This window comes from Novosphingobium sp. B-7 (assembly GCF_000410615.1).
Taxonomy (GTDB): Bacteria; Pseudomonadota; Alphaproteobacteria; order Sphingomonadales; family Sphingomonadaceae; genus Novosphingobium; species Novosphingobium capsulatum.
The window spans coordinates 27,992-49,513 of record NZ_KE148521.1; the positions used below are offsets into that span (position 1 = coordinate 27,992).

The 21,522-nt window shown below is 67.2% G+C and carries 19 protein-coding genes; 5 read left to right on the forward strand and 14 right to left on the reverse strand.

The window, feature by feature from the left end; genetic code table 11:
* From H926_RS30515 to H926_RS0124305, 6 genes are all read right to left on the reverse strand, one after another.
* Positions 1-197: zinc ribbon domain-containing protein (locus H926_RS30515; RefSeq protein ID WP_043611343.1), on the reverse strand; the 197-nt coding region annotated here is incomplete at its 3' end.
* Positions 194-1,375, reverse strand: a complete 1,182-nt coding sequence (locus tag H926_RS0124285) for a thiolase family protein (RefSeq protein ID WP_022678544.1) — start codon at positions 1,373-1,375, stop codon at positions 194-196. The genes H926_RS0124285 and H926_RS30515, both read right to left, overlap by 4 nt.
* Positions 1,372-3,015 (reverse strand): AMP-binding protein, encoded by a 1,644-nt coding sequence (locus H926_RS0124290; RefSeq protein WP_022678545.1) that lies wholly within the window; start codon positions 3,013-3,015, stop codon positions 1,372-1,374. Before H926_RS0124290 ends, H926_RS0124285 begins: the two co-directional genes overlap by 4 nt.
* A gap of 40 nt (positions 3,016-3,055) precedes the next feature.
* Positions 3,056-4,327 carry an FAD-binding oxidoreductase gene (locus H926_RS0124295; RefSeq protein WP_237741197.1) on the reverse strand — a complete coding sequence of 424 codons (1,272 nt, stop codon included), beginning with the start codon at positions 4,325-4,327 and terminating at the stop codon, positions 3,056-3,058.
* Between the two features lie 35 nt (positions 4,328-4,362).
* The gene (locus tag H926_RS0124300; RefSeq protein WP_022678547.1) at positions 4,363-4,785 is read right to left on the reverse strand and encodes a Rid family hydrolase; all 423 of its coding nucleotides are present in this window, start codon (positions 4,783-4,785) and stop codon (positions 4,363-4,365) included.
* Between the two features lie 63 nt (positions 4,786-4,848).
* The gene (locus tag H926_RS0124305; RefSeq protein ID WP_022678548.1) at positions 4,849-6,036 is read right to left on the reverse strand and encodes a tyramine oxidase subunit B; all 1,188 of its coding nucleotides are present in this window, start codon (positions 6,034-6,036) and stop codon (positions 4,849-4,851) included.
* Between the two features lie 135 nt (positions 6,037-6,171).
* Here H926_RS0124305 and H926_RS0124310 point away from each other — a divergent pair, with 135 nt between their 5' ends.
* Positions 6,172-7,272 (forward strand): AraC family transcriptional regulator, encoded by a 1,101-nt coding sequence (locus H926_RS0124310; RefSeq protein ID WP_082209352.1) that lies wholly within the window; start codon positions 6,172-6,174, stop codon positions 7,270-7,272.
* A 36-nt stretch (positions 7,273-7,308) separates the two neighbouring features.
* On the opposite strand, the gene H926_RS0124315 is transcribed toward H926_RS0124310, so the two are convergent.
* The 6 genes from H926_RS0124315 to H926_RS0124340 form a co-directional block, all read right to left on the reverse strand.
* A complete protein-coding gene (locus tag H926_RS0124315) occupies positions 7,309-7,758 on the reverse strand; it encodes a MarR family winged helix-turn-helix transcriptional regulator (protein WP_022678550.1) in 450 nt (149 codons plus the stop codon).
* A 116-nt stretch (positions 7,759-7,874) separates the two neighbouring features.
* Positions 7,875-9,443, reverse strand: coding sequence for an indolepyruvate oxidoreductase subunit beta family protein (locus H926_RS0124320; protein ID WP_028658464.1), 1,569 nt, complete (start codon positions 9,441-9,443; stop codon positions 7,875-7,877).
* On the reverse strand, positions 9,443-11,617 hold the full coding sequence (locus H926_RS0124325; RefSeq protein WP_022678552.1) for an indolepyruvate ferredoxin oxidoreductase subunit alpha: 2,175 nt from the start codon (positions 11,615-11,617) through the stop codon (positions 9,443-9,445). Before H926_RS0124325 ends, H926_RS0124320 begins: the two co-directional genes overlap by 1 nt.
* Positions 11,618-11,697: 80 nt before the next feature.
* Positions 11,698-13,017: a DUF4185 domain-containing protein gene (locus H926_RS0124330; RefSeq protein ID WP_022678553.1), complete on the reverse strand. Its 1,320-nt coding sequence runs from the start codon at positions 13,015-13,017 to the stop codon at positions 11,698-11,700.
* Between the two features lie 75 nt (positions 13,018-13,092).
* Positions 13,093-13,899: a hypothetical protein gene (locus H926_RS0124335; RefSeq protein ID WP_022678554.1), complete on the reverse strand. Its 807-nt coding sequence runs from the start codon at positions 13,897-13,899 to the stop codon at positions 13,093-13,095.
* Positions 13,900-13,988: 89 nt separating this feature from the next.
* Positions 13,989-14,369 (reverse strand): DUF6152 family protein, encoded by a 381-nt coding sequence (locus tag H926_RS0124340; RefSeq protein WP_022678555.1) that lies wholly within the window; start codon positions 14,367-14,369, stop codon positions 13,989-13,991.
* A gap of 330 nt (positions 14,370-14,699) precedes the next feature.
* On the opposite strand from H926_RS0124340, the gene H926_RS0124345 reads away from it, so the two are divergent.
* Positions 14,700-16,073 (forward strand): hypothetical protein, encoded by a 1,374-nt coding sequence (locus tag H926_RS0124345; RefSeq protein WP_022678556.1) that lies wholly within the window; start codon positions 14,700-14,702, stop codon positions 16,071-16,073.
* Between the two features lie 102 nt (positions 16,074-16,175).
* Entirely contained in the window at positions 16,176-17,663 is a 1,488-nt protein-coding gene (locus H926_RS0124355; RefSeq protein ID WP_022678558.1) for a serine hydrolase, read from the forward strand.
* Positions 17,664-17,674: 11 nt separating this feature from the next.
* Here the strand turns inward: H926_RS0124355 and H926_RS0124360 are convergent, their stop codons facing one another.
* Positions 17,675-18,313, reverse strand: coding sequence for a flavin reductase family protein (locus H926_RS0124360; RefSeq protein ID WP_028658467.1), 639 nt, complete (start codon positions 18,311-18,313; stop codon positions 17,675-17,677).
* A gap of 5 nt (positions 18,314-18,318) precedes the next feature.
* A complete protein-coding gene (locus H926_RS0124365; RefSeq protein ID WP_022678560.1) occupies positions 18,319-19,296 on the reverse strand; it encodes a carbon-nitrogen hydrolase family protein in 978 nt (325 codons plus the stop codon).
* 129 nt (positions 19,297-19,425) lie between these two features.
* Here H926_RS0124365 and H926_RS0124370 point away from each other — a divergent pair, with 129 nt between their 5' ends.
* Positions 19,426-20,553 (forward strand): cupin domain-containing protein, encoded by a 1,128-nt coding sequence (locus H926_RS0124370; RefSeq protein WP_028658468.1) that lies wholly within the window; start codon positions 19,426-19,428, stop codon positions 20,551-20,553.
* Positions 20,554-20,581: 28 nt separating this feature from the next.
* Positions 20,582-21,502: a fumarylacetoacetate hydrolase family protein gene (locus H926_RS0124375; RefSeq protein ID WP_022678562.1), complete on the forward strand. Its 921-nt coding sequence runs from the start codon at positions 20,582-20,584 to the stop codon at positions 21,500-21,502.
* Positions 21,503-21,522: the final 20 nt, after the last annotated feature.

Sequence of the window (21,522 nt, forward strand, 5' to 3'; positions counted from 1 at the left end):
GGGCAGGCGTCGCGTGGGGGATAGGTTGCTGTACCGCATACGGTGCAGGCCTGAAGTACGAAGCGGCCCTGCGCGGCCCGTGCGGCCATCGCCTGCATCGCGCGGCTGCGCGCGCCCGGCGGTACGGGATGCAATTGCGGCCGCGCCAGCGGATCGCGCGGTGCGGGCGGCGGCAGCGGATTGCGCGGCGTCGTCATAGCGCCTCGATCACGGCAGCGGCGGGGCACACGCCGCGATCATAATTGACCAGCCCAAAGCCCGATATTGCCGCACGCCGGGCACCGGGCACCTGCGCGCCGAGCGGGCAGTGCAGAATCTGGCGCAGGCCCTCGGTCAGGTTCTGGTACCCGCCCGCAGCGCCCGCCTGCCCTGCGGAAAGCTGCCCGCCGTTGGTGTTGAGTGGCAGCGTGCCGTCGATGCCGAAGTGCGTCTCGCGCAGGAAGCGCGCAATCGTGCCCGGCGGGCAGAAACCGAGGTCCTCCAGTTGCATCGCCACGATCACCGGATAGTCGTCATAAGCCTGAAGGCAGTCGATATCCCCGGGCCCGATCCCGGCCATCGCCCATAACTCGTCGACATCCATCGCCCAGCCACCACGCCGCTGCACCGGATCATCGGGATAGGCATTGTGGCGCTCGATCGTGGTCATGATCCGCGCCGCCGGCCAGCCGCGCGCGGCAGCGATTTCCGGGGTGGTGACGACGAAGGCTTCGGCGCCGGCGCAGGGCATCACGCAATCGAACAGGTGCACCGGATCGGCGATCGGGCGCGCGGCGAGGTAGGTGTCGAGGTCGAGCGGGCTGCGTTGCAACGCCAGTGGGTTCGAGCCGGCATTGGCGCGCTGGGCGAGGCAGATGCGGCCGAAATCGGCGCGCGTGACGCCGTGTTCGTGCATGTAGGCCTGCGTGATCAGCGCAAACGTCGCGTTCGGGCCGCCAAAGCCATAGGGGTACACAGCATCCTGCGAAAAGCGCGAAAACGTGGCGAGGGTGTGGCGGAAGCTGTCGATCTGGTTGGTATCGGCCGCGACGCAGGCGACGATGGCGGCATCGCCGCACTGCACAGCGCGCGCGGCGCGGCGCAGTGCCATGACTCCGCTCGCCCCGCCTGTGGGCACATGGTCGAGCCAGCGCGGCATGAGGCCGAGATGCTGGACGAGGCCGACGGCGGTATCCGGGCCGGCCGAGAAACTCGAGAAACTGAAACCGTCGAGATCACGCGGGCCGAGGGCTGTTTCCCGCGCCAGCGCGCGCAGCGCCGCGCCGGCCCAGCCGTGAGCCGGCTCGCTCGAAAAGCGCTGATAGGGCACGGTGATGGGGGCGGCCACCACCACGCCGTCGTAGGCCATGCGCGAGCGTTTGGTGGAGCTGCTCATCCCTGCCGCCTCTTGAGCGCGCGGGTATCGAAGAACGCGCCACGCGCCATGTGCGCGCCCACTTCCTCCTTGAGGGCGGCACGCAGAATCTTTTCGGTCGGCGTGCGCGGCAGCGCATCGACGAAGCCGATCCAGCCCGGCACCTTGTAGTAGGCCATCTGACCCAGTGCCCAGGTGGCGATATCGCGTGCAAGGTGCTCGGTGGGCAGCTGTTCGGTCTTGTCTGTCCCGGCGCGGGCAGGGGCATCGAGCACGATCAGCGCGGCCACCTCGTCGCCGCGAACCGGGTCGGGCGTGGCGGCCACCGCCACCTGGCGCACGTGAGGATTGCGCGCAAGGATCGTCTCGACCTCCACCGCCGCGATGTTCTCCCCCGAGCGGCGGATCACGTTTTTCTTGCGATCGACGAAATGCAGGTCACCGTCGGCGTCGCGCGCGACGATATCGCCGGTGTGGAACCACCCCCCGGCCCAGGCCTCGGCAGTGGCCGCAGGGTTGGCGAGGTATTCGCGGAAGAACCCATAAGCGGGATCGGGCCCGGCGCGGCGCACCAGCAGTTCGCCTGGTGCGTCGATATCGACATCGTCGCCGGCGTCGTCGACGATGCGGATCTCGAGGCTGGAATCGGGCCGGCCGAAGCACGCGGTGCCCACCTTGCGCGGCTCGCGGTGCGCGCTGATCACGCCGCCGCTGCCCGTCTCGGTCATCGCCCAGGCCTCGATCAGCGGGAAGCCGAAGCGCTGCTCGAACGCGCCGTGCAGGGCCGCCGGAGCTCCGGCACCGAAGCCGAAGCGCACACTATGTTCGCGGTCGGCCGGGCTATCGGGTGCCTTCATCAGCATCGCCGGCATCACGCCCAGGTAGTGCAGGCAGGTGGCGCGGCTGCGCCGCACCGAATCCCACCAGGTCGAGGGATGGAAGCGGTCGAGCACGGTGAGGCAGCCGCCCAGCGTGATCATCGCCATCAGCGAGACGGCCAAGGCGTTCATGTGGAACATGGGCAGCGGTGTAAGCATCCGCTCTGCGCCGGCGTGCAGCGCGATGAGGCCGCCAGTGTCCCGATACCAGTCGCCCGAATGCAGGAAGTAGCTGTTGGGCAGAACGCAGCCCTTGGGTTGCCCGGTCGTGCCAGAGGTATAGAGCAGCGCCGCCTCGCGCGCGGAATCGGGATCGGCCGGCAGTTGCACCAGTGGCAGCAATGGACGGACGGGCGCGTCGGGGGTGACGGGGACCATCGCGCTGCCCACCGCCAGCGCGGCGCGCGCAACGTCGGCATGGCGGCCGGGGACGACGAACGCGGCGCTCATGCCCGAGTGTGCGATAAGATATTCGAGTTCGGCCTGGCGCAAGTCGGGGTTGATCGGCACGATCGACGCGCCAAGGCTGTTGGCTGCGAGGAACAGCTCGATAAAGTCGGGCCGGTTGTCGAGCAGCAGCCCCACGCGCGTGCTCGTGCCGAAGCCGGCGGCGGCCAGCGCGACCTGGCGGCGCAGCACGCGATCGAGCATCGTCGCGTAGGTGATCTCGCCAGCCGCGATGCCGTAGATATGCGCCGTTTCGGGCAGCACGTTGAGAAAGGGCTTGTCGAACCAGCGCGTCGCCGCGGCGGAAAAGCGCGAAAATACGGTCTCTTTGCTCACGGCGTTGTCCTGTGCGGAGTGCGGGGTTGCGGGCTGGCCATCAGAATCGCTCGAGACGGTAGGGGGTGGGATCGAGGAACGGCGTCTCGCCCATGGCGAGGTCTGCGGCGAGGCGGCCCGCCGCTGGGCCGGTGCCGAAGCCGTGCCCTGAAAAGCCCGTGGCCAGTATCAGGCCGGGCAGTTGCGCGACATTGTCGATCACCGGCAGCGAGTCCGGCGTCACATCGATCATCCCGCCCCACTCCTGCGCCACGCGTGCGTTGGCAAAGACAGGCCATGCCGCAACAAGGTTGCGCATGGCTTCTGCGTTGAGCGCCTGGTTCACCGGCGGATCGATCGTGCGCAGCCGCTCGAACGGCGAGACGGCGTCGGCGCGCCAGCGCCGGGGCAGGGCGAGATCGGCGAAGAAGTCTCGCCCGAACGATAGGCGCAGGTTTTTCCACTGCGCGATCAGCGTGGGCAGGTACTTCATGCCGATCAGCAGGTGGTCGAGCGTCAGCGGTGCGAACAGCGCGCCGCGCTGCGTGATGGTATAGCCCCCGTCGAGCCGCTTGCGGAACGAGAAGTCAGCCGCGCCGACCGCGCTGTCGGTCGGCCCGTCCATCGGCGCGGTGCGCAACACCGACGCCACCAGCGGCAAGGTCAGCAGGCGCACACCATGATTGGCGAGGAAACGGCGCGACCACACGCCGCCTGCCAGCACGACATGGTCGCAGGCAATCGCGCCACGCTCGGTCACCACGCCGCGCACCGCACCGGCACTGGTCTCCAGCGTGCGCACGGCGCAGTTTTCCACGATCACGGCCCCGTGCGCCAGGGCTGCGCGCGCGATCGCGCTGGATGCGAGCGTCGGTTCGGCGCGGGCGTCGGACGGGGTCGCGATGCCGCCGGCCCAGCGCCCGGTACTGCCGGGGATCGCCTGCGCTACTTCGGCCCCGGTCAGCATCCGGCTGTCCAGACCCGCGCCGCGCACGGCTTTGAGCCAGCCCTCGTAGGCGGCCAATTCCGCATCGGTCCGCGCGACATAAGTGATCCCGGCCTGACGAAAGCCACAATCCTCGCCGATGCGCGCGGGCATCTGCTGCCACATCCGCTCGGCGGCGATGGCCATCGGCAGATCGGGCACCGCGCGCATGACCTTGCGCACCCAACCAAGGTTGCGCGACGACTGCTCGCCGGCGATGCTGCCCTTCTCCAGCACCACCACCGGCACGCCGCGCTCGGCCAGAGTCAGCGCGGTGGACAGGCCGACGATACCGCCGCCGATCACCACGACCGATGTGCTGCCGGGAAAGCGCTCCGAGGTCGTCACGGGGGTTATTGCGGGGCCCATCGCTGTTGGTCCGTTCAGAGACTGATCTGCAGTTCGCGCACCGCGCCCTTCGACGCGCCGCGCCAGGCGGTGACCTCGATCTCCACCTTGTATTCAGCCGCGCCAAGCGGCGGGCAGGTCATCGTCAGCGTAGGGTTGATGCCGCGCATGCGCGCGCCATAGGCGGTCATCACTGCCAGCACGTCCTTGGGAAACTGCACGAAGACCCGCGCGGCGACCACGTCCTCGAGGCAGGCATCGACCGCAGCGAGCGCGGCGGCGATGTTGTCGAGCACCTGGTTGGTCTGATCGGCCAGGTTCGCGGGGATTTCCTTGGTCTGCGGGTTGCGTCCTGCGGTGTTGGACACGAAAATCAGATCGCCTACGGCCACGAGGCGGGAATAGCTGCCATGCTCCTCGAACTTGTTGCCGGTCTTGAGCTTGATGACGTCGGGCATGGAATGTCTTTCGCGGGAGGAGGATTTCAGAGGGGGGGCGGCGGTTTTCAGCGCTGCCTGGTCTCAGCGCAGGACGGGTTCGTCCCACAGGGTCAGGCGCGTGCCGATTCCCTGGGCCAGCGCGCGGCGATAGACGTGCGTTCCCCAGGCCACGTCCTCCACCGCCATGCCGCCGATGGAGAGCATGATGATTTCGTCGGCATCGCGTCGGCCGGGCGCTGCGCCTGCTACGATCGCGCTGAGATCTTCGAGCGACGTGGCCGCGACCCGGCCTTCATCGACGAGGTCGAACCAGCGCACGCCTACCGCCGGGATGATGCGGTGCATCGGGCGCGGCAGTTCCTCGCGGTAAGCCTCGTAAAGCCCGGTGAAATCGAGCACCTTGCGGATATCGGGCGCTTCCATGCCGGCATCGATGCTGCACGGCGCGGGCATCGACAGGAACGTGCCCGGGCTGACCCATTCGCGCCGCACTGTGGGATAGCGGGCGGGATCGCCGGTCGGCACCGAGGCGCAGAACGTCGCGATGTCGGACTCTCGCACGACTTCTTCATCGGTGGCGACCACACGCACCGAAAGCTGCGGGAAGCGCGCCTCGGCCCAGGTGCGGAATGCCGCCAGGTTGGCCTCGCCGCGCCCCTTGATCTTGACCGTGTCGATTGCCGGGCAGGTGGCCATGAACGCCTCGAGCGAAGTGCGTGCCATCACGCCGGGCCCGACGATGCCGACCATGCGCGAATCCGGCCGGGCGAGGTGGCGCGCGCCGACGCCGGGGATCGCACCGGTGCGGTAGGCCGAGAGCAGGTTGGCCGACATGTAGGCCAGCGGGGCGCCGGTATCGGCATCATTGAGCACGAACGTGAGGATCGAGCGCGGCAGGCCCTTGTCGCGGTTGGCGATGTTGGAGCCATACCATTTCATCCCCGCCGTGCCGAAGCGGCCGCCAAGATAGGCCGGCATCGCCATGAAGCGGCGGTCGGTGGTGGGCTTGGGCATCGCGGGAAAGGGCGAATCCTCGGGAAAGACGATCACCGCGCCGTGCTGGTTGTTGTTGCCACCGGCCATGCGATAGTCGCCATGGTGCAGCAGGTGGAACATCTCCTCCATCGCATCGACGCAGGCGGGCATGTCGGTCACCCCGGCGCGGATCATGTCGGGTTCGGACAGATAGAGGAAATCGACACGCGGCAGAGCTGGCGTGGCGGATAGGGCGGCCGCCTCGGTGAGGGTGTCGGTGGGCAGGTCAGGCACGCAGATTTCCCATCGTTTGCTTGGGTGCCGGCGTGGTGCGCCAGGATGCTGACGGTCTGGTCGAGCGCGGGCCTTGCGACAATTGCAGGCGGGGATTGACGCATTGCAGAATCGGCCACACACATGCGCCCCGTGATGGCAGACCCCGATCTTCCCCCGTCCGGCCTTGCGGCCGATCATGCCGCTGCAGGCCTTCCGCCTGACATCGCCGGCCGCGCTGGCCAGGCCACCATCCGCCTGCTGTTCCTGACGGCGCTGTTCGCCGCGCTGGAGGATGTGGGCAAGCGCATCGACCCGCTGCTGCGCGAACACGGCATGTTCCGCGCCCAGCTTGAGACACCCTACGAAACCGTGCCTTTGCACCGCTATGTTGCCCTGCTCGAGGCGGCGGCCGCGCGCTTCGATCGGCCGGCGCTGGGGCTGGCGATGGGCGCGGCCTTTGGGCTTGCCGACCTTGGCCCGTTCTACGCGCTGCTGCGCGCGGCCGGCTCGTTGCGCGGCGCGCTCGATTACCTCGTGTTGTTCCAGTCGCGCCTGCAGACGCGCACGCTGTTCGATAGCCGCCGCGACGCCGAGACCACCACCTATAGCTACCGCATCGAGGACTCGGCGATCTGGCCGCGCGTGCAGGATGCCGAGTTTGCCCTGGCAAGCTACGTGACTCTCATCCGCCAGCTCACCCACGCGCGGTGGACACCCGTTGCGGTGCACCTGGAGCACGCGGTGACAGGACGCGAGGCCGCGCTGGCGCAGGCCTTTCGCGTACCGGTGAGTGGCAACCAGGTGACCAATGCGCTGGTGCTGCGCAACGAAGACCTTGATCGCCCGCTGCCGAGCGCCGTGCCCGCCGAGGACCGCAAGCTGCGCACCATCCTCGAATGGCACTTGCTGGCTTTGATGGGCCCCGAGGCGACCCCGGCAGAAAGTTTCGTTGAGTTGACGCGCGACATCATTGGGCGCTGGCTGGGCCGAACCCACGTCGATTGCGCGTCGGTTGCGGCGGAGATGAAGCTGTCGGAACGCTCGCTGCGTCGCCGCCTGGCCGAGGAAGGCACCTCGTTCCGCGACCTGCTGCAACAAGCCCGCCAGGCCCGCGCGCAGACGATGCTGGGCAAGTCGGGTATCTCGTTGACCGTAGCGGCCGAACAGCTCGGCTACGCCGATACCGCCGCTTTCTCGCGCGCGTTCAAGGAATGGACGGGGGTTTCACCGGGTCGCTTCCTGCGCCGGGATTAAGAGGCGTAGGGACAGGCGCGGGCGGTTGCTGGCCGCTCAGTCCTCGCTGCGCAGGTTGGCGGTCATCGCAGCGAGCACGCGGCGGCATGTTTCGAGGTCGGCCGCGGGGATGTTTCGCGCCAGGGTTGCGGTATGCTCTTCCATGCGCGGCCAAGCCGCCACGAGTGCGGCGCGGCCGGCGGCGGTAAGCACGATCTCGCGCCGGCGCTGGTCGCCCGGCGGGGTGCGCCGCTCGACCAGGCCCGCCGCGACCATCGCCTCTACTGTGCGGCTGGCGGTGGACTGGTCGGCAAAGGTGCGCGCGGCGATTTCGTTGATGGTGAGGCCGTCCTCGATGTGCAGCACCGAGAGCGTACGCACCAGCACAAGGCTAAGCCCGCTGGCAGCCAGACGCCGGGCCTGTGCGGCCTGGCCCAGGTTGGCGAGCCGGTTGATCGCATAGCCAAGATTGGCCTCGAGGTCTTCGGGGCGGGTGGGAAGGCTCATGTCAGCGCCACAGCGATCCGGCCGAGCGCTACAGATCGGGCAGGGGTTGAATGGGCGGGCGCTTTGGTCATGGTCGCCGGTTATTATCGCGACCCGGGCGGCGCAGGCAAGCCGGCTCATGCCGCTACGGCAGCTCCCATGAACGAGGCGATCGTGCGGATCAGCCCGTCGAGATCCTTGTCCTCGCCATCGCGCACCGCGGTCTCACGCAGGCGGCGGGCCCAGTCGGCTGCATCATCGCGCCCGGCGAGGGTCTCGATCGTGGCGATCACGCGGTCAAACTTGGACAGTCCGCGCGCGTGGGTGTCGGAATAGCCTTTTACCAGGCGGCGGCAGCGCAGCACCTCGACCCCCAGTGCGTAGTCGATTGTCACCAGCCGCGTGGCCAGCGCCAGCCACGCGTCGCGGTGCGCCACTTCCTGACGGTGGCGCAGCGAGCTGCGTCGCAGCCGCCTGAGGCCGGCGACCGCATAGAGCGTAAGGAACCACCCGACCGAATAGGTGCGCACGCGCCGGCCCTTGCTGATGCGCCGGTCGATCGCGCGGAAGAGCCGGGGGCGGCGCGTCAGCCAGTCGGCCAGCGGGGCTGGCAGGATGCCGGCGACCTCTTCCAGCCGCGGGTGCATGTATTCGGTGGTGTGGAGCAGCGTGCCTGGCGCGGCATTCGCTTCGGCGGCGATGCGGGCATGGCGGCCACTGCGTGTCTTGAGATCGGCGACGCGCACGATGTCATCATAGGCCATGGCCTGGGCGAGATATTTGGCCGCTTCGCGGGTGAAGGCATGGTCGCGCTCTGCTCCTCCGGCGGCAAGGTCCACCGTGTGGATCTGCTCGAGCAGCCCGCAATATTCGCGTCCATAGGCGGGGTCCTGGAAGTCCACCACCTTGGCGAGGCCGGCGCGCGCCATCGCGTGAACGCCGGGAGGCAGCCGCTCGATCAGCCGTGACGCAAGCGGGCCGCGGTGCGCGTCAACGGGCGCGGGTTCGGGGCTGGCGACTGCCAAAGGTGGGGACGGTGTCTCTTCCCCGGCCGCGCGCGCAAACGCTGCATCGAACGTGCGGATCGAGGCGGCCACGCCCTTGCCATCGGCGGCAATCACCGCGTGATAGGCCTCGCGCGCGAAGGGCAGTACGCCGCTGCCCGCCAGCGCACCGAACAGCGCGGAGGAAATGACGCTGCCGTTGGCGAGGGCGAGCGCGTTCATGTCGAAGACGATGCGCGCACGCGTGGTGGCACCGATCGCCTCGTGGACCACGCCGCTGTCGGCGATGCCGTCGCCCGGCGCGCTTTTCTCGCCGATCGACAGCGCGCGGTGGTCCGAGGCGATCAGCGTGGTGCGCCCCGGCGTGACGATGCCGCGCAGGATCGAGCGGCCCGCCTCCATGAATTCCGACGCCAGCACCACGTCGACATCGCCCGGCGTGGGCATCTGCGCCAGCACCGGCTTGCGACCGCCACGCATAGGCATCATCTCGACATAATAGATCGTGGCGCCGGTGCGCTGCGCCACACCGGGCACCGAGGTGGATTGCGCCACCCAGGCCGCCGCCTCGGCCAGCGCGACAATCCAGCCCGTCAGCACGCCACCGCCCTGGCCGCCCATGGCAACGATGGCGATGGAGATGGGGCGTTCGGTGGCCTCACCGGCGGGGGCAAGCGGCAGGCGCAGAATTTCGGTCGGCATCATGCGGCTCCGGCAAGGGGACGCGCACGGTCGCGGCGCGCCTGGAGGTAGGTGATAAGGCCCATGGCGACACGCGCGCGGGCGCGGTCCCACCAGGTTGGGTTGTGGATCACGTCGGCGCGATAGAACGAGGGGCACAGCACCGCCGCCTCGGACACTTCGCCGCAGTTGCCACAGCCCACACACGTGTTGTCGATCGTCACCACCGGATCATCGCGCAGCGGGTCGTCCAGCTGTTTGACCGACAGCGATGGGCAGCCAGACAGGCGTATGCAGGCGTGGTCGCCGGTGCATATGTCCTCATCGACGCCGAAGCGCTCCTTGACCACGCGCGTGCCACTTTTGATCGCCTTGGCCACCTGCGGCTTCACCCGGCGCTGCTTGTTGAGCATGCATTCGGAACTGGCGATGATGACCTTGGGGCCTTCCTCCGGGGTGGTCAGCGCCTCGGTGAGTACCGCCTTCATCCGGCCGACGTCGTAGGTGCGATCGACCTCGCGTATCCACGTGGCGCCAATGCCCGCGACGGCTTTGGCGATCGGGTTGTTGGTCTTGCGGCTGGCGTTGCTGGCGCGCGACGAGAGGATGTCCTGCCCCCCGGTGGCCGAGGAATAGAAGTTGTCGACGATCAGGAACACGCCGTCGTGCTTGTTGAACACCGCGTTGCCGATCCCGCTTGTCAAGCCGTTGTGCCAGAAGCCGCCGTCTCCCATCACCGCGATCGAACGCTTGCCCGTGGTCTTGCGTCCGAACGCTGCGGCCGAGGCGCCGCCGAGGCCGAACCCCATCGTGGTGTTGCCGATGTTGAATGGCGGCAGGATCGAGAAAAGGTGGCAGCCGATATCGGCCGAAACGTGGTGCGCGCCGCGTTCCTGGTCGACCAGCTTCATCGCGGCGAAGATGGGTCGCTCCGGGCAGCCGGTGCACAATCCTGGCGGACGCGCCGGCACCGTCTCGCGCAAGCGGGCCACGACCGGCAGGTCGAGGGCAGGACGTGCATCGGGCAACGGCGGGCGATTGCCCAGCAGGCGTGGCGCCTCGGTTGCAAGGAATGCGTCAATGCCCGCAAGGATCGCCTGCACCGAATAGTCCCCTGCCATCGGCAGCACGTCCTTGCCGCGCACGCGGGTGGTCAGGCCTTGGCGATTGGCGATGGTGTTGACCGCCTGCTCGAGATAGTCGGGCTGCCCCTCCTCGACCATCAGGATCGCCTTCTTGCCATTGGCAAAGGCAACGATTTCGCTGTCTATCAGTGGATAGGTGACGTTGAGTACGTAGAGCGGCACCCGCGTGTTGCCATAGGCATCGGAAAGCCCGAGGTACTGCAGTGCGCGGATCACGTTGTTGTACATGCCACCTTGCAGCACGATCCCCACCGTCGGCGCCCCGTCTGAATCGTCCTCAGGGCCGAACCACTCGTTGAGGCGGTTGTTGCGCACAAACGCGATCGCGGCTGGCAGGCGCTGCGCGATCTTCTCGTGTTCGTGGGCATAGGCCGCCGGAGGCAGCACGATCCGGTCGAGATCGCGCTGGGGATGGGCGAGCGCATCCTCGAGCGTGAAGGCGGGGGCCACGTTGTCCTTGCACACAAAGGCACCATGCATGTGGCACGTGCGCACGCGTACCTCGAGCATGACCGGGGTGTTCGATGCCTCGGACAGTTGGAAGCCCTTCTCGATCAGGTCGACGATGCAGGCATGGTCGGGGCGCGGGTCGAGCAGCCACATTTGCGATTTCATCGCGAATGCGTGGGTGCGTTCCTGCATGATCGAGGAACCTTCGCCGTAGTCCTCACCGATGATGACCATGGCTCCGCCAGTGACGCCGCCTGAGGCCAGGTTGGCGAGCGCGTCGGACGCGACGTTGGTGCCGACGGTCGATTTCCACGCCACCGCGCCGCGCAAGGGGTACATCACCGAGGCCGAGAGCATGGCCGCAGCGGTGGATTCGTTGGCCGAGCTTTGGAAGTTCACGCCCAACTCGCCAAGGATGTCCTGCGCATCGGCGAGGACGTCCATGAGGTGAGAGATCGGCGAGCCCTGATAGCCGCCAACATAGGCTACGCCCGCCTGGAGCAGGCCCTTGGTAATCGCGAGGATCGCTTCCCCACGAAATTCCTCGCCCGCCCCCAGCCGCAGATGCTCCACTTCACGTGCAAACGAACGCTCGGCCATTCCTGCTCTCCATATATATGCATGTGCATACATTTATATGGAGAGCAGGTCAATCGGTGCGATGTGCACGACCGCCGCCGTCAGGCTGGGGCGAGGCGCAGATCGACGCGTTGGGCGTTGAACGAGAAGCCTGGCATGTACTGTTGCAGGAAGCGGGTCTCGATCGTGGCGCGCTCGGCAGGTGTACTGGCCTTGGCAAGGGCGGCATCGAGCAACGCCTCGTCATGCCCAAAGGCGCGGATGCCGCGAAGGTCTGACCAAACCAGCCAGAAAGAGCGCCCATCGGCTGCGATCCATCCCGGCGCGATCTGCGGGGCATAGGCGCGTGCGTGCTGGTCTCCGCCTGGGCACCAGGCTGCTTCCTCGTGGATCTGGCGCCATGGTCCCCAGGGTGAGGGGGATACCCACAGCCCGAAATAGCTGGACCTGCCGAATTCTGTTCCGTCGGCCCCCACGCCAATGCCCGCGCTCGCCATCATGTAGACCCCGAGTGGGGCGTTGTAGACTACGCTGGGCAGCCAGCTTTCGACCACGAGGTCGCCGGGGAAGAGGTTGGCATGGTTGACCCAGCCGGGCGGAAAGCGGTGCACCGGGCGGCGTGCGGCAATGTCGGCCGACCAGATCGGCTGGCCCATGGCGTCCCGACCCGCAAAGAAGCGGTAGGCCGCGCGATCGGTCACGGCATCGACTGGCACGCGCAGCAATAGCAGATGGTTCATCCGCCCATCGGTGTTGCCATCGAGCCCATAGAGCATGAGCCAACCACCGGGAGCGGGGGGCTGCCCGCGCATCTGCTGGAGGAAGGTCAGCAGCGAAAGCGCTCCGTCGGGCTCGTCGAAAAAAGTGAAGGGCCCGCGTCGCTGCTCGGCCCAGTCCTCCCACACCACGGGGGTAGTGCCGTCGCGGTTCCGCCAGGTTGTGCCGCCGTCGTCCGACAGGATCAGCTTGGCCCCGCGCCAGCGCTGCGGGCGATCCCGGGCGGCATCGTGCGTGGCGACGAACTGATAGATTCGCTGCCCGACCTGGATCACGCCGTGGCCATAATAGCGTGGCGCGTCGGGCCGGGCGTCGCGATCGAGATCGGGATAGCCCGGCATCATGGCGAAGCGCGGCGCGGGCGGGTTGCCCGTAACGGTCCACAGCCGGGTGTTGTAGAAGGTGGTGGGCGGGTTGTTCCAGCCCGGCCCATCATTGACCACAACAAGCTGCGTGCCGTCAGGACACAGCGTCATCTTGTAGCCGTCGCCCAGGCCACCGAGGCGCACGATCGTGTCCTCGCGCCGTACCGCGCCGATGACCTGGCGGTGCGCCGGGTTCGCACTGGCCGGCGTGGGCAGGCCGGCCATGCCGGTGGCCAGGCTAGCCAGCGATCCTTGCAGGAACGTGCGCCGGTCACTCATCGTTTTGGGCTCCTCCGCCATGGAAATCCGGGCCAGCCGCGCGCGACCGGCCCGGCGGTGCAGACCCGCGACGGCCTACTTGATTTCGTCGGTGTCTTTCATCTCGACCGTGCCGTCGCTGGTCACCTTGAACAGCGGGTCCTCGCGGTCGCAGAAGTATTCCTGCATTTCGTAGGTGGGGTTGCGCTTGTACCCATAGGTGAAGCGATAGGGCTCGATCAGCATCTTGGGATCATCGATGGTGATCTGGTCTTCCATGAGATTCGGACCAGTGCGACGGATGCGCTCGGTGATCGTCATCTCGGCACTGTGCGGGATCTCGAAGAACCGCACGTCCTCCTTCACCCCACGCGTGGTCACGACAAGTGTGTCACCCTCCCAGCGGCCGGTGGCAAGACCGTAGAACGAGGGATTGATGTCATCGAGCGCGGGCTGTTGGCGGCCAAGGTAGATGCGCCGGGTCTGGGTGAGAAATTCGGCGAGCACGGTGACCCGGCCCGGCGTCTGGAGAATTTCGAGCGGAAAGATCGCGCCCATGATTGCCGGCATGCCTTCGGGCAGGCACTGGGTGCTGGGATCGACCAGCGGCTTGCCCGCCTTGAGTGCGGCATCGCGCTTGGCGCGCTGGGCCTTCCATTGGCTGGCATAGGGTTCGCGCAGTTTCGGCCCGTCGCCGGGCACCGGCAATTCACGGAACGTGTTCTCGTCGCCGGCGAAGGGATCGGGATAGAGCTCCCACACGCCGCTGATGTCGGGCTGCGCGTTGGCGGCGGCAGGTTTTGCCGGAGCAGGGCGGCTTGCATGGGCCGGTGCCGCAGTGGCACTGCCGGCGATCAGCGCGGCGGCGCAGGCGGCCAATAGGATGGAGGGGCGCAGGTGCATCGTGATCTCCCTGCGCGGCGCATTACACGCGCCGCGTCGTTGGCATTTTTGGTATGGGCGCTGTGGTCGTCTCGACAGCCGCGCCGGCCTTACCAGCCGCTCAGCGTGCGCCCGTCGGCGACCTTGATGGTCTTGAGCATGCCGCCGGGCTTGCCATTGCGAAGCGGGTAGAAGGCGATGTCCACCTTGTCGCCGGTCTTGAGCGTGTTGAACTTCCAGCCGACCTTGCTCATCATGTTCACGCTGCTGCATTCGAGCGCATAGCGCGTGACGGCGCCGCCCTCGTTGACATTGACCACCACGAAGGAATGCGGGTTGGTAAAGCGAAACTCGGCAACGGTGGCGCCGCGCTTGGTATCGATCCGGGTCTGGTCGAACATCGCGAAGGAATGGTGGGCAACAGCCGGGGTGGCGAGGGCCAGAGTGACGATGCCGACGAGAGCGGCGGCCGTCTTGCTGATCCGGGTCATGGGTAAGCTCCTCTTGTGTGGCGTCTGGGCGCTGGGCGGGGCTGCCGGGCGGCGGTGTGCATTTGGCTGGTTCAGCCCTTGTCAGCCCGCGTTTCGGCAACCGTGCAACCGGTAATGCAACGCTGGCGGACAGTGACGGCTCGCGCGACGGGATTACTGTTGTGAAACCGTTACAAGCACTGCATTCTGGGGCTGGCGGATCGGTATGACCGGCGCGCAATGGACTCCAGAATTCGCGCGAAGTTATTTCCAAATCGAAACAACATGCGTATTTAAGCATGCATTGTTGCATTTTTTGAGAGGCCTGTGCCAGCGATTCCGCCCCCAGATATGCCATCCGATTCGCCAGCAGCGCCGCCCAACGGTGGGCGCGAAGATGCCGTCGATGACGGCAGCGATACCGGCTTCGGCGTGGCGGTGGCACGGATGCGCGATGCACTCGAACGCAGCCGATCGGACAAGCTGCTTGCGCTGTTCGACCATCTGGCGGCGCGGGCACGCGATGCCGCCGCCCCGTCCGAGGCGCAGATTGCCGCGGAGGTCTTTGCCGATGGACGCAGTGCAGCGCATCGCCCCGACGCCAACGTGCGGGTCTATGTCCACCGTCTGCGTCGTCTGATCGAGACCGAGTTTGCCCACGAGCCGGGCCCTAGGCTGCACTTGCCGGTAGGCACCTATCGCCTGATGTTGGTCGATGCCGCAACGCCTGCACAGCATCAAGGCGCGATCACCGCACAGCCGCCGGTTGTACCGCCCGGCACCGGCCCGACGCGACCCTGGGTGATAGCCCTCGTCGCCGTCCTGGCCGTGGTCGCTCTCGTGCTGGGCAGCGCGCTGGTGGTGCGCTGGCAGCGCGGGGCGGGTGACAGGCTCGACGGCACCGCGCCATGGTCGGCGTTGGCCGGGGCATCGCGACCGATCACCGTGGTGATGGGAGACTATTACTTCTTCGCCGAAACCCCCGCTTCGGGCATGCCGGCGCGCTTGGTTTGGGATCGCGCCGTCCCCACGCGCGAGGATCTGATTATTTTCCAGATGCTCAACCCCCAGACTGCCAGCGCCGTGACAGACCGCGATCAGCACTATGTTACCAGCGCGACGATGACGGCAGCGGCCACGATCCGTGCGGCGTTGCTGCGCGACCCGGCCTTCGCCCAGCGCCCGATCCGCCTGATCGCTGCCTCGCAGCTGACGCCCGACGTGCTCAAGGTTTCCGACGTGGTCTATGTCGGGCAGTTGAGCGGCATTGGCGCGCTGCTGCGCGATCCGCTGACGCAGGCCTCGGGCTTTCGCCTTGATGCCGGGCTCGACAGCTTGGTCGATGCGCAGGGCGGCAGGCCCTATCACAGCGACGGATTGGAACTGCGCGACCAACGCATCGCACGGCGCGATTATGGCTACCTTGCCTGCCTGCCCGGCCCGGCGGGTAATACCGTGCTGGTGATCGCCGCGCTGCGCGATCCAGGCCTGCGCGAGATGGCGGATCTTGCCACCGATACAGGGCGGCTACGCGGCCTGCGGCGGGGACGGATCGGGTGTGGCGGCGGGTTCGAGGCGCTGTTCCAGGTGCGCACGCTGGGCAATGCTAACCTGGGCGCGAGTCTGGTGGTCGATCGCCCCACCCGATCGCAGGGCATCTGGGACAACGCCGCCCCTGCGCCCGAGTATCACCCGATCGCGGCCACTGCGGCCCAGGTACACTGAAACGACACGGCATGGCCACCAGATCGGGCGCGGCCGCATTCGCCGCGTTCGAGGCCGATTGCGCCATTGGGCCCGCCGTGGCCCGCGGGCATCGTGGGCAGCATGAACCGGACCCTGTTTCGCGGGCAAAGGCCCGTTCGTTTCAAGACGCACTCTCCCACCGTCCCGGCGCTGCTGGTGCTGGTCGCGGCGGTTGCGGCGTTGGCGATCGTCCGGCCAAGCCGTGCCGAGACGTTCGCCACCCCTCCGACCGCCGACGACCCGGTGGCGCGCGCGGTGGAGGCCGAACGCGCGCGTGCCGACGTGCCCGGCATCGCCATCGCCATCGTCAAGGACGGAGTACCGCTGCGCGTCGAGGGCTTCGGTATTGCCAACCTTGAACATGGCGTGCCAGTGCATGCCGATACGCTGTTCAAGACCGGGGCGCTGGGCATGCAGTTCACCGCGGCCGGCGTGCTGCGGCTGGCCGAACAGGGCCGCCTCGATCTTGACGGATCGATCCGGGCAATCCTGCCCGAACTGCCCGCGCGCTGGCAGCCTGTCACAGTGCGGCAGATGCTGTCCCACACCTCCGGGTTGCCGGCGACGCCCAACGGTGATTTCCGCGTCGAATATACCGATGCGCAGATGCTCGACATCATCGCGCACGAAGATCTCAACTTCGCCGCCGGCACGCGCTGGCGGTTTGGCTATGTCGATTACGTGGTGCTGGGTCAGGCGATCCGGCGGATCACCGGGCGGCCCTATGCCGCCTACCTTGCCCAAGAAGTCTTTGCCCCTGCGGGCATGACGCGTGCGCGTGGGATCGACGAACTGGCGATCATCCCTGGCCGCGCCGCCGGCTACGAGCGCCGCGACGGACAGCTGCGCAACGCCGAATGGATCTCTGCCGCAGCCAATTCCACCGCCGATGGCTCGCTTTACCTTTCGGCGTTGGACTATGCCGCCTGGGCCGGGGCGATGAGTCGGGGCGCCGTGCTGTCGCCGCGGTCGTGGGCGCAAATGGGCGAGGCCGCACGCCTGCCCGGTGGCGCAACCTGTGGCTATGGCCTGGGCTGGTATGTCGATGGGCGCACCTGGTGGCATGGCGGCAGTTGGCAGGGTTTCCAGACATTTGCCATCCGCTATGGTGCGCAAGGACTGACCGTGGCGGTACTCGCCAACGGCGAGGGCGCCGACGCCGAGACGCTGGCACGCCAGATTGCCGCGCTGACCGTGCCGGCGCTGGCCCGGCCAAAGGCAGAGCCGCTGCCCGACCGGGCGACCGCACCGGGGGCGGCGATGACCGCGCGGGTGCGCAAAGTGCTGGGCGCCATTGCGGAAAACCGCGTGGAGCCGGCTGCCTTCGCCCACTATGCCGCGCTCGATCTCAAGGAGATGGTGGGGCAATATGCCGGGGTGGTAGCGCCGCTTGGCCGGCTGGAGGCGCTCGCTCCCTTCGCGCACACCAGTGCCTGCGGCGGTCCGGCCTGGCGCTATCGTGCGCGCTTTGCCAACGGAATTGTCGATGTGATGCTGGCGACAACGGCGGATGATCGCATCACGGACCTGGCGATCACGCCCGTCGCGGCGTGGGATGCGCCGCTCTGACAGATCCGGGCCTAGCCACCCGCGTGCAGTGCTCCATGCCATTCCGCCCAGGTCGGGCGTTCGAGCTGCAGCAGGTCGGTTGATCGGGCATACCAGCCGCCGCCATGCATGCGCGCGATAAGGTTCATCGCCAGTGTATCGACATGGAGCCGGGCAGGATCGACGAGGTCGTCGCGGACGTGAAAGCGCACCACTTCGCCCAGCACGATCGTCGATGTGCCCGCCTCGATCGCCTGGAACAGCCGGCATTCCATCGACACTGGTGCGCTGGCAATCCGCGGTGGGGCAATCGCGGTGCTGGCGGCGACGGCAACGCCTGCCGCGGCCAACTCGTCACAGTCGGGCGGGGCGTCGATGCAGGTGAAGTTCATTGCTGCGGCATCGTGTTCGGCCACCAGATTGACCACGAATTCGCGCGTGGTGAGGATGTTGTGCGCGCTGTCCTTGTGCGTGCCATCGGGGCGGCGCATCAGGCCGATCGCGACCAGAGGCGGTGCCGCACCCATCATGTTGAAGAAGCTGTAGGGGGCGGCGTTGCGCACGCCTTGCGGAGATTGCGTGGTGAGCCAGGCGATCGGGCGCGGGGTGATCGTGGCGGCCATCAGCTTGTAGCGGGAGGGCGCGTCGAGATTGGTGAAATCGAACTGCATCGGCGTCATGCCCCTGGCAAAGTGGATGAATCGGCGCGCTCGTTGGCGGGCCCGGTATCGAAGCGGACCGGCTGCCGCGCGGTTGCGTCGACATGCAGCGAGAACACGTCGGGGCGGGCGTAATGCCCGGCCACGTCGAAATCGAACTTGCCGCGGATCACCTCGTCGGGATCGATGTCGGCATAAAGAATGGTATCGGGCGTATAGTCGGGCCCGGCGAGCACGCGGCCCAGCGGCGAGACGATCATCGAACCGCCGCGCAACAGCACGGTTTCGGGGTCGTTGCCCAGCGTACAGTCGAAATCGGCCGGGTAGGCACCGCGCGTAATGTGCTGGCAGGCCGAGAGCACGTAAGCGCGGCCCTCCAGCGCGATGTGCTGCATCGAGGCTGGCCAGGTATCGCGGTCGTCGGCCGTGGGGGCGCAGTAGAGCGTCACGCCCTGGCCGTACATCGCCATGCGCAGCATCGGCATGTAGTTTTCCCAGCAGATGACGGCGCCGATCCGGCCAAGCGGCGTGTCGATCACCGGCAGCGTCGAGCCGTCGCCAAAGCCCCAGATCAGGCGTTCGGCGCCCGTCGGCATGAGCTTGCGGTGCTTGCCCACCAACCCGCGTTCGCCGTCGAGGAACAGCGCGGTGCAATAGACGGTGCCGCCGTCGCGCTCGATCACGCCGATCACCACGAAGGCACCCGTCTCGCGCACTGCCTCGGCGAGAAGTGCGACCTCGGGGCCATCGAGCGCAATCGCGTTGGCGTGATAGCGGCGGTAATCCTCGCGTCCCTCGGGCCGGCGCAGGCCCACGGGCGCGCCGAAAGTGGCCCCTTTGGGATAGCCGCCAATGAATGCCTCGGGAAAGACGACCAGCCGCGCGCCTTGGGCGGCTGCTTGCCGCACCCGCGCGGCCGCGCGTTCGGCCGAGGCCAGCGAATCATCGGGAACGGCAGCGGCTTGGACCACGGCGGCGCGAAACGGCTTTGTCATGCGGGGCTCCTCGGCAGGTGGCATTGCGCTGCAACTGATGGCTTGCCAGCGCCGCCGAAGCAAGATATTTTAAGCCTATAATAAATTTGTGGGCGAGGCCTGGGCCTCGTTGGCGCGATGGAGAGTGCGGTGACTACCAAGGCATACGGCAGCTATCGCGAGGATCGGATCGGCCGCGCTAACGTGGCAGACACCCCCGAGCTGGTGGCCTACTACCGCCGGCTCGCGACGCTGGGTACAGGCGCGCTGTGGACGGTGGCCAACAAGATCGAGCCGTGGGAGCCTGCCTCGACCTCGCAACCCATGCTGTGGCGTTACCAAGATCTGCGCGCCGACGTGCTGCGAGCGCTCGATCTCGTTACTCCTGAGCAGGCGGGGCGTCGGGTGATCTATCTGGAAAATCCCGGGCGTCAGGATGTGGTCGCCGCCGTCGGTTGGCTCTATTCGGGGTTGCAGGTCATGAAGCCGGGCGAATGCGCGTCGTCGCACCGCCACAGCGCCTCGGCGCTGCGCTTCATCATGGAAGGCACTGGCGCGTTCACCAACGTCGACGGGCAGAAGATGACGCTGGGCGCAAACGACTTCGTGCTGACGCCCAACGGGACCTGGCACGAACATGGCGTGGCCGAGGATGGCAGCGTGTGCATCTGGCAGGATGGGCTCGACATCCCGCTGATGAACGCGCTCGAGGCAAACTTCTACGAGGTGCACCCCGACTTGTCCCAGGCGATGCGCTACCCGGTCGATGCCTCGGTCCATACCTGGGGCAACCCCGGGCTCAGGCCCTGGGGATCTACCTGGGAAAAACGCTATTCGCCGCTGCTCAAGTACGAATGGGCGCCCACCTACGAGGCGTTGCAGCGCTATGCCGCGGTGACCGAAGGTTCTCCTTTTGACGGTGTGCTGATGGAATACGTCAATCCCGACACCGGTGGTCCGGTGATGATGACCATTGGTGCGCACATGCAGATGCTTCGTCCCGGCGAGCGCACGCGCGCGCATCGCCAGACGGGCAGCTTCGTCTACCAGTGCTGCAAAGGCAGCGGCTGGTCGATCATCAACGGCCGACGGTTCGACTGGAAGGAGCGCGACATTTTCGTGGTGCCCGCCTGGATGTACCACGAACATGCCAACGCCTCTGATCGTGAGGACGCCTGCCTCTTCGCATTCCACGACCTGCCGGTGATGCGTGCTCTGGGCCTCTATCGCGAAGAGGCCTTCGGAGACAACGGCGGCCACCAACCCCTCATCGCCTGATACGAACCGAACCCTGGAAGGAATTGCAATGCGACTGGTTACCTACCGCGCTACGGCGGAAGCCGAAGCACGCCTTGGCGCCCTGGTGGGCGCCGAAGCGCCATTGGTGCTCGATCTGGCCCGCTTTGGCGCGGCGCGCGGAGTGGATCTACCCTCGCGCATGCTTGATCTGATCGACCTCGGCCCTGGCGCGATCACTACGATCACGGCGCTGATTGCCGAGCAAGGCGACCTCTTCCCGCTAGGCACTGCGCTGCCACTGGCCAATGTGCGTCTACTCGCGCCGATCCCCCGCCCGCGCAAGAACGTGTTCGGCATCGGCCTCAACTATACCGAGCACGTCGCCGAAAGCGCGCGCTCGCTTGATACCTCCGCTGACCTGCCGCGCCAGCCAGTGATCTTCTCCAAGCCGCCTACCAGCGTGATCGGGCCGGACGAGCCGATCCGCCATGACGCTGCGATCACCCGCCAACTCGACTGGGAAGTGGAACTGGCCGCGATCATCGGCACCACCGCCCGCCGCGTGCGGCGCGAGGACGCGCTGGCCCACGTGTTCGGCTATACCGTGTGCATCGACATGAGCGCGCGCGACTGCCGCCGTGCCGGGCAGTGGATCTATTCCAAGGGGCAGGATACCTACTGCCCGATGGGTCCGGTGGTCGTGACCGCCGACGAGATTCCCGATCCGCAGACGCTCGACCTGTGGCTGACTGTCAATGGTGTGGAAAAGCAGCGCAGCAACACTGCCTACATGCTGTTCAAGGTAGACGAACTGGTGGCGGATATCAGCCAGGGCATCACGCTCGAGCCCGGCGATATCATCGCCACCGGAACGCCTGCGGGTGTGGGGGCGGGCCGTGATCCACAGGAATGGGTCTGGCCGGGCGACACCATCGTTGCCTGCGTCGAAGGGATCGGCACGTTGCGCCACCCGGTGGTAGCAGCCTGACATGGCCGCATCAGTCCGCG

Coding starts and splice junctions, on each gene's coding strand:
- H926_RS0124285 (WP_022678544.1), bottom strand. CDS start 1,375: ATGAGCAGCTCCACCAAACGCTCGCGCATGGCCTACGACGGCGTGGTG.
- H926_RS0124300 (WP_022678547.1), bottom strand. CDS start 4,785: ATGCCCGACGTCATCAAGCTCAAGACCGGCAACAAGTTCGAGGAGCAT.
- H926_RS0124310 (WP_082209352.1), top strand. CDS start 6,172: ATGGCAGACCCCGATCTTCCCCCGTCCGGCCTTGCGGCCGATCATGCC.
- H926_RS0124315 (WP_022678550.1), bottom strand. CDS start 7,758: ATGAGCCTTCCCACCCGCCCCGAAGACCTCGAGGCCAATCTTGGCTAT.
- H926_RS0124320 (WP_028658464.1), bottom strand. CDS start 9,443: ATGCCGACCGAAATTCTGCGCCTGCCGCTTGCCCCCGCCGGTGAGGCC.
- H926_RS0124325 (WP_022678552.1), bottom strand. CDS start 11,617: ATGGCCGAGCGTTCGTTTGCACGTGAAGTGGAGCATCTGCGGCTGGGG.
- H926_RS0124330 (WP_022678553.1), bottom strand. CDS start 13,017: ATGAGTGACCGGCGCACGTTCCTGCAAGGATCGCTGGCTAGCCTGGCC.
- H926_RS0124335 (WP_022678554.1), bottom strand. CDS start 13,899: ATGCACCTGCGCCCCTCCATCCTATTGGCCGCCTGCGCCGCCGCGCTG.
- H926_RS0124340 (WP_022678555.1), bottom strand. CDS start 14,369: ATGACCCGGATCAGCAAGACGGCCGCCGCTCTCGTCGGCATCGTCACT.
- H926_RS0124345 (WP_022678556.1), top strand. CDS start 14,700: ATGCCATCCGATTCGCCAGCAGCGCCGCCCAACGGTGGGCGCGAAGAT.
- H926_RS0124355 (WP_022678558.1), top strand. CDS start 16,176: ATGAACCGGACCCTGTTTCGCGGGCAAAGGCCCGTTCGTTTCAAGACG.
- H926_RS0124360 (WP_028658467.1), bottom strand. CDS start 18,313: ATGCAGTTCGATTTCACCAATCTCGACGCGCCCTCCCGCTACAAGCTG.
- H926_RS0124365 (WP_022678560.1), bottom strand. CDS start 19,296: ATGACAAAGCCGTTTCGCGCCGCCGTGGTCCAAGCCGCTGCCGTTCCC.
- H926_RS0124375 (WP_022678562.1), top strand. CDS start 20,582: ATGCGACTGGTTACCTACCGCGCTACGGCGGAAGCCGAAGCACGCCTT.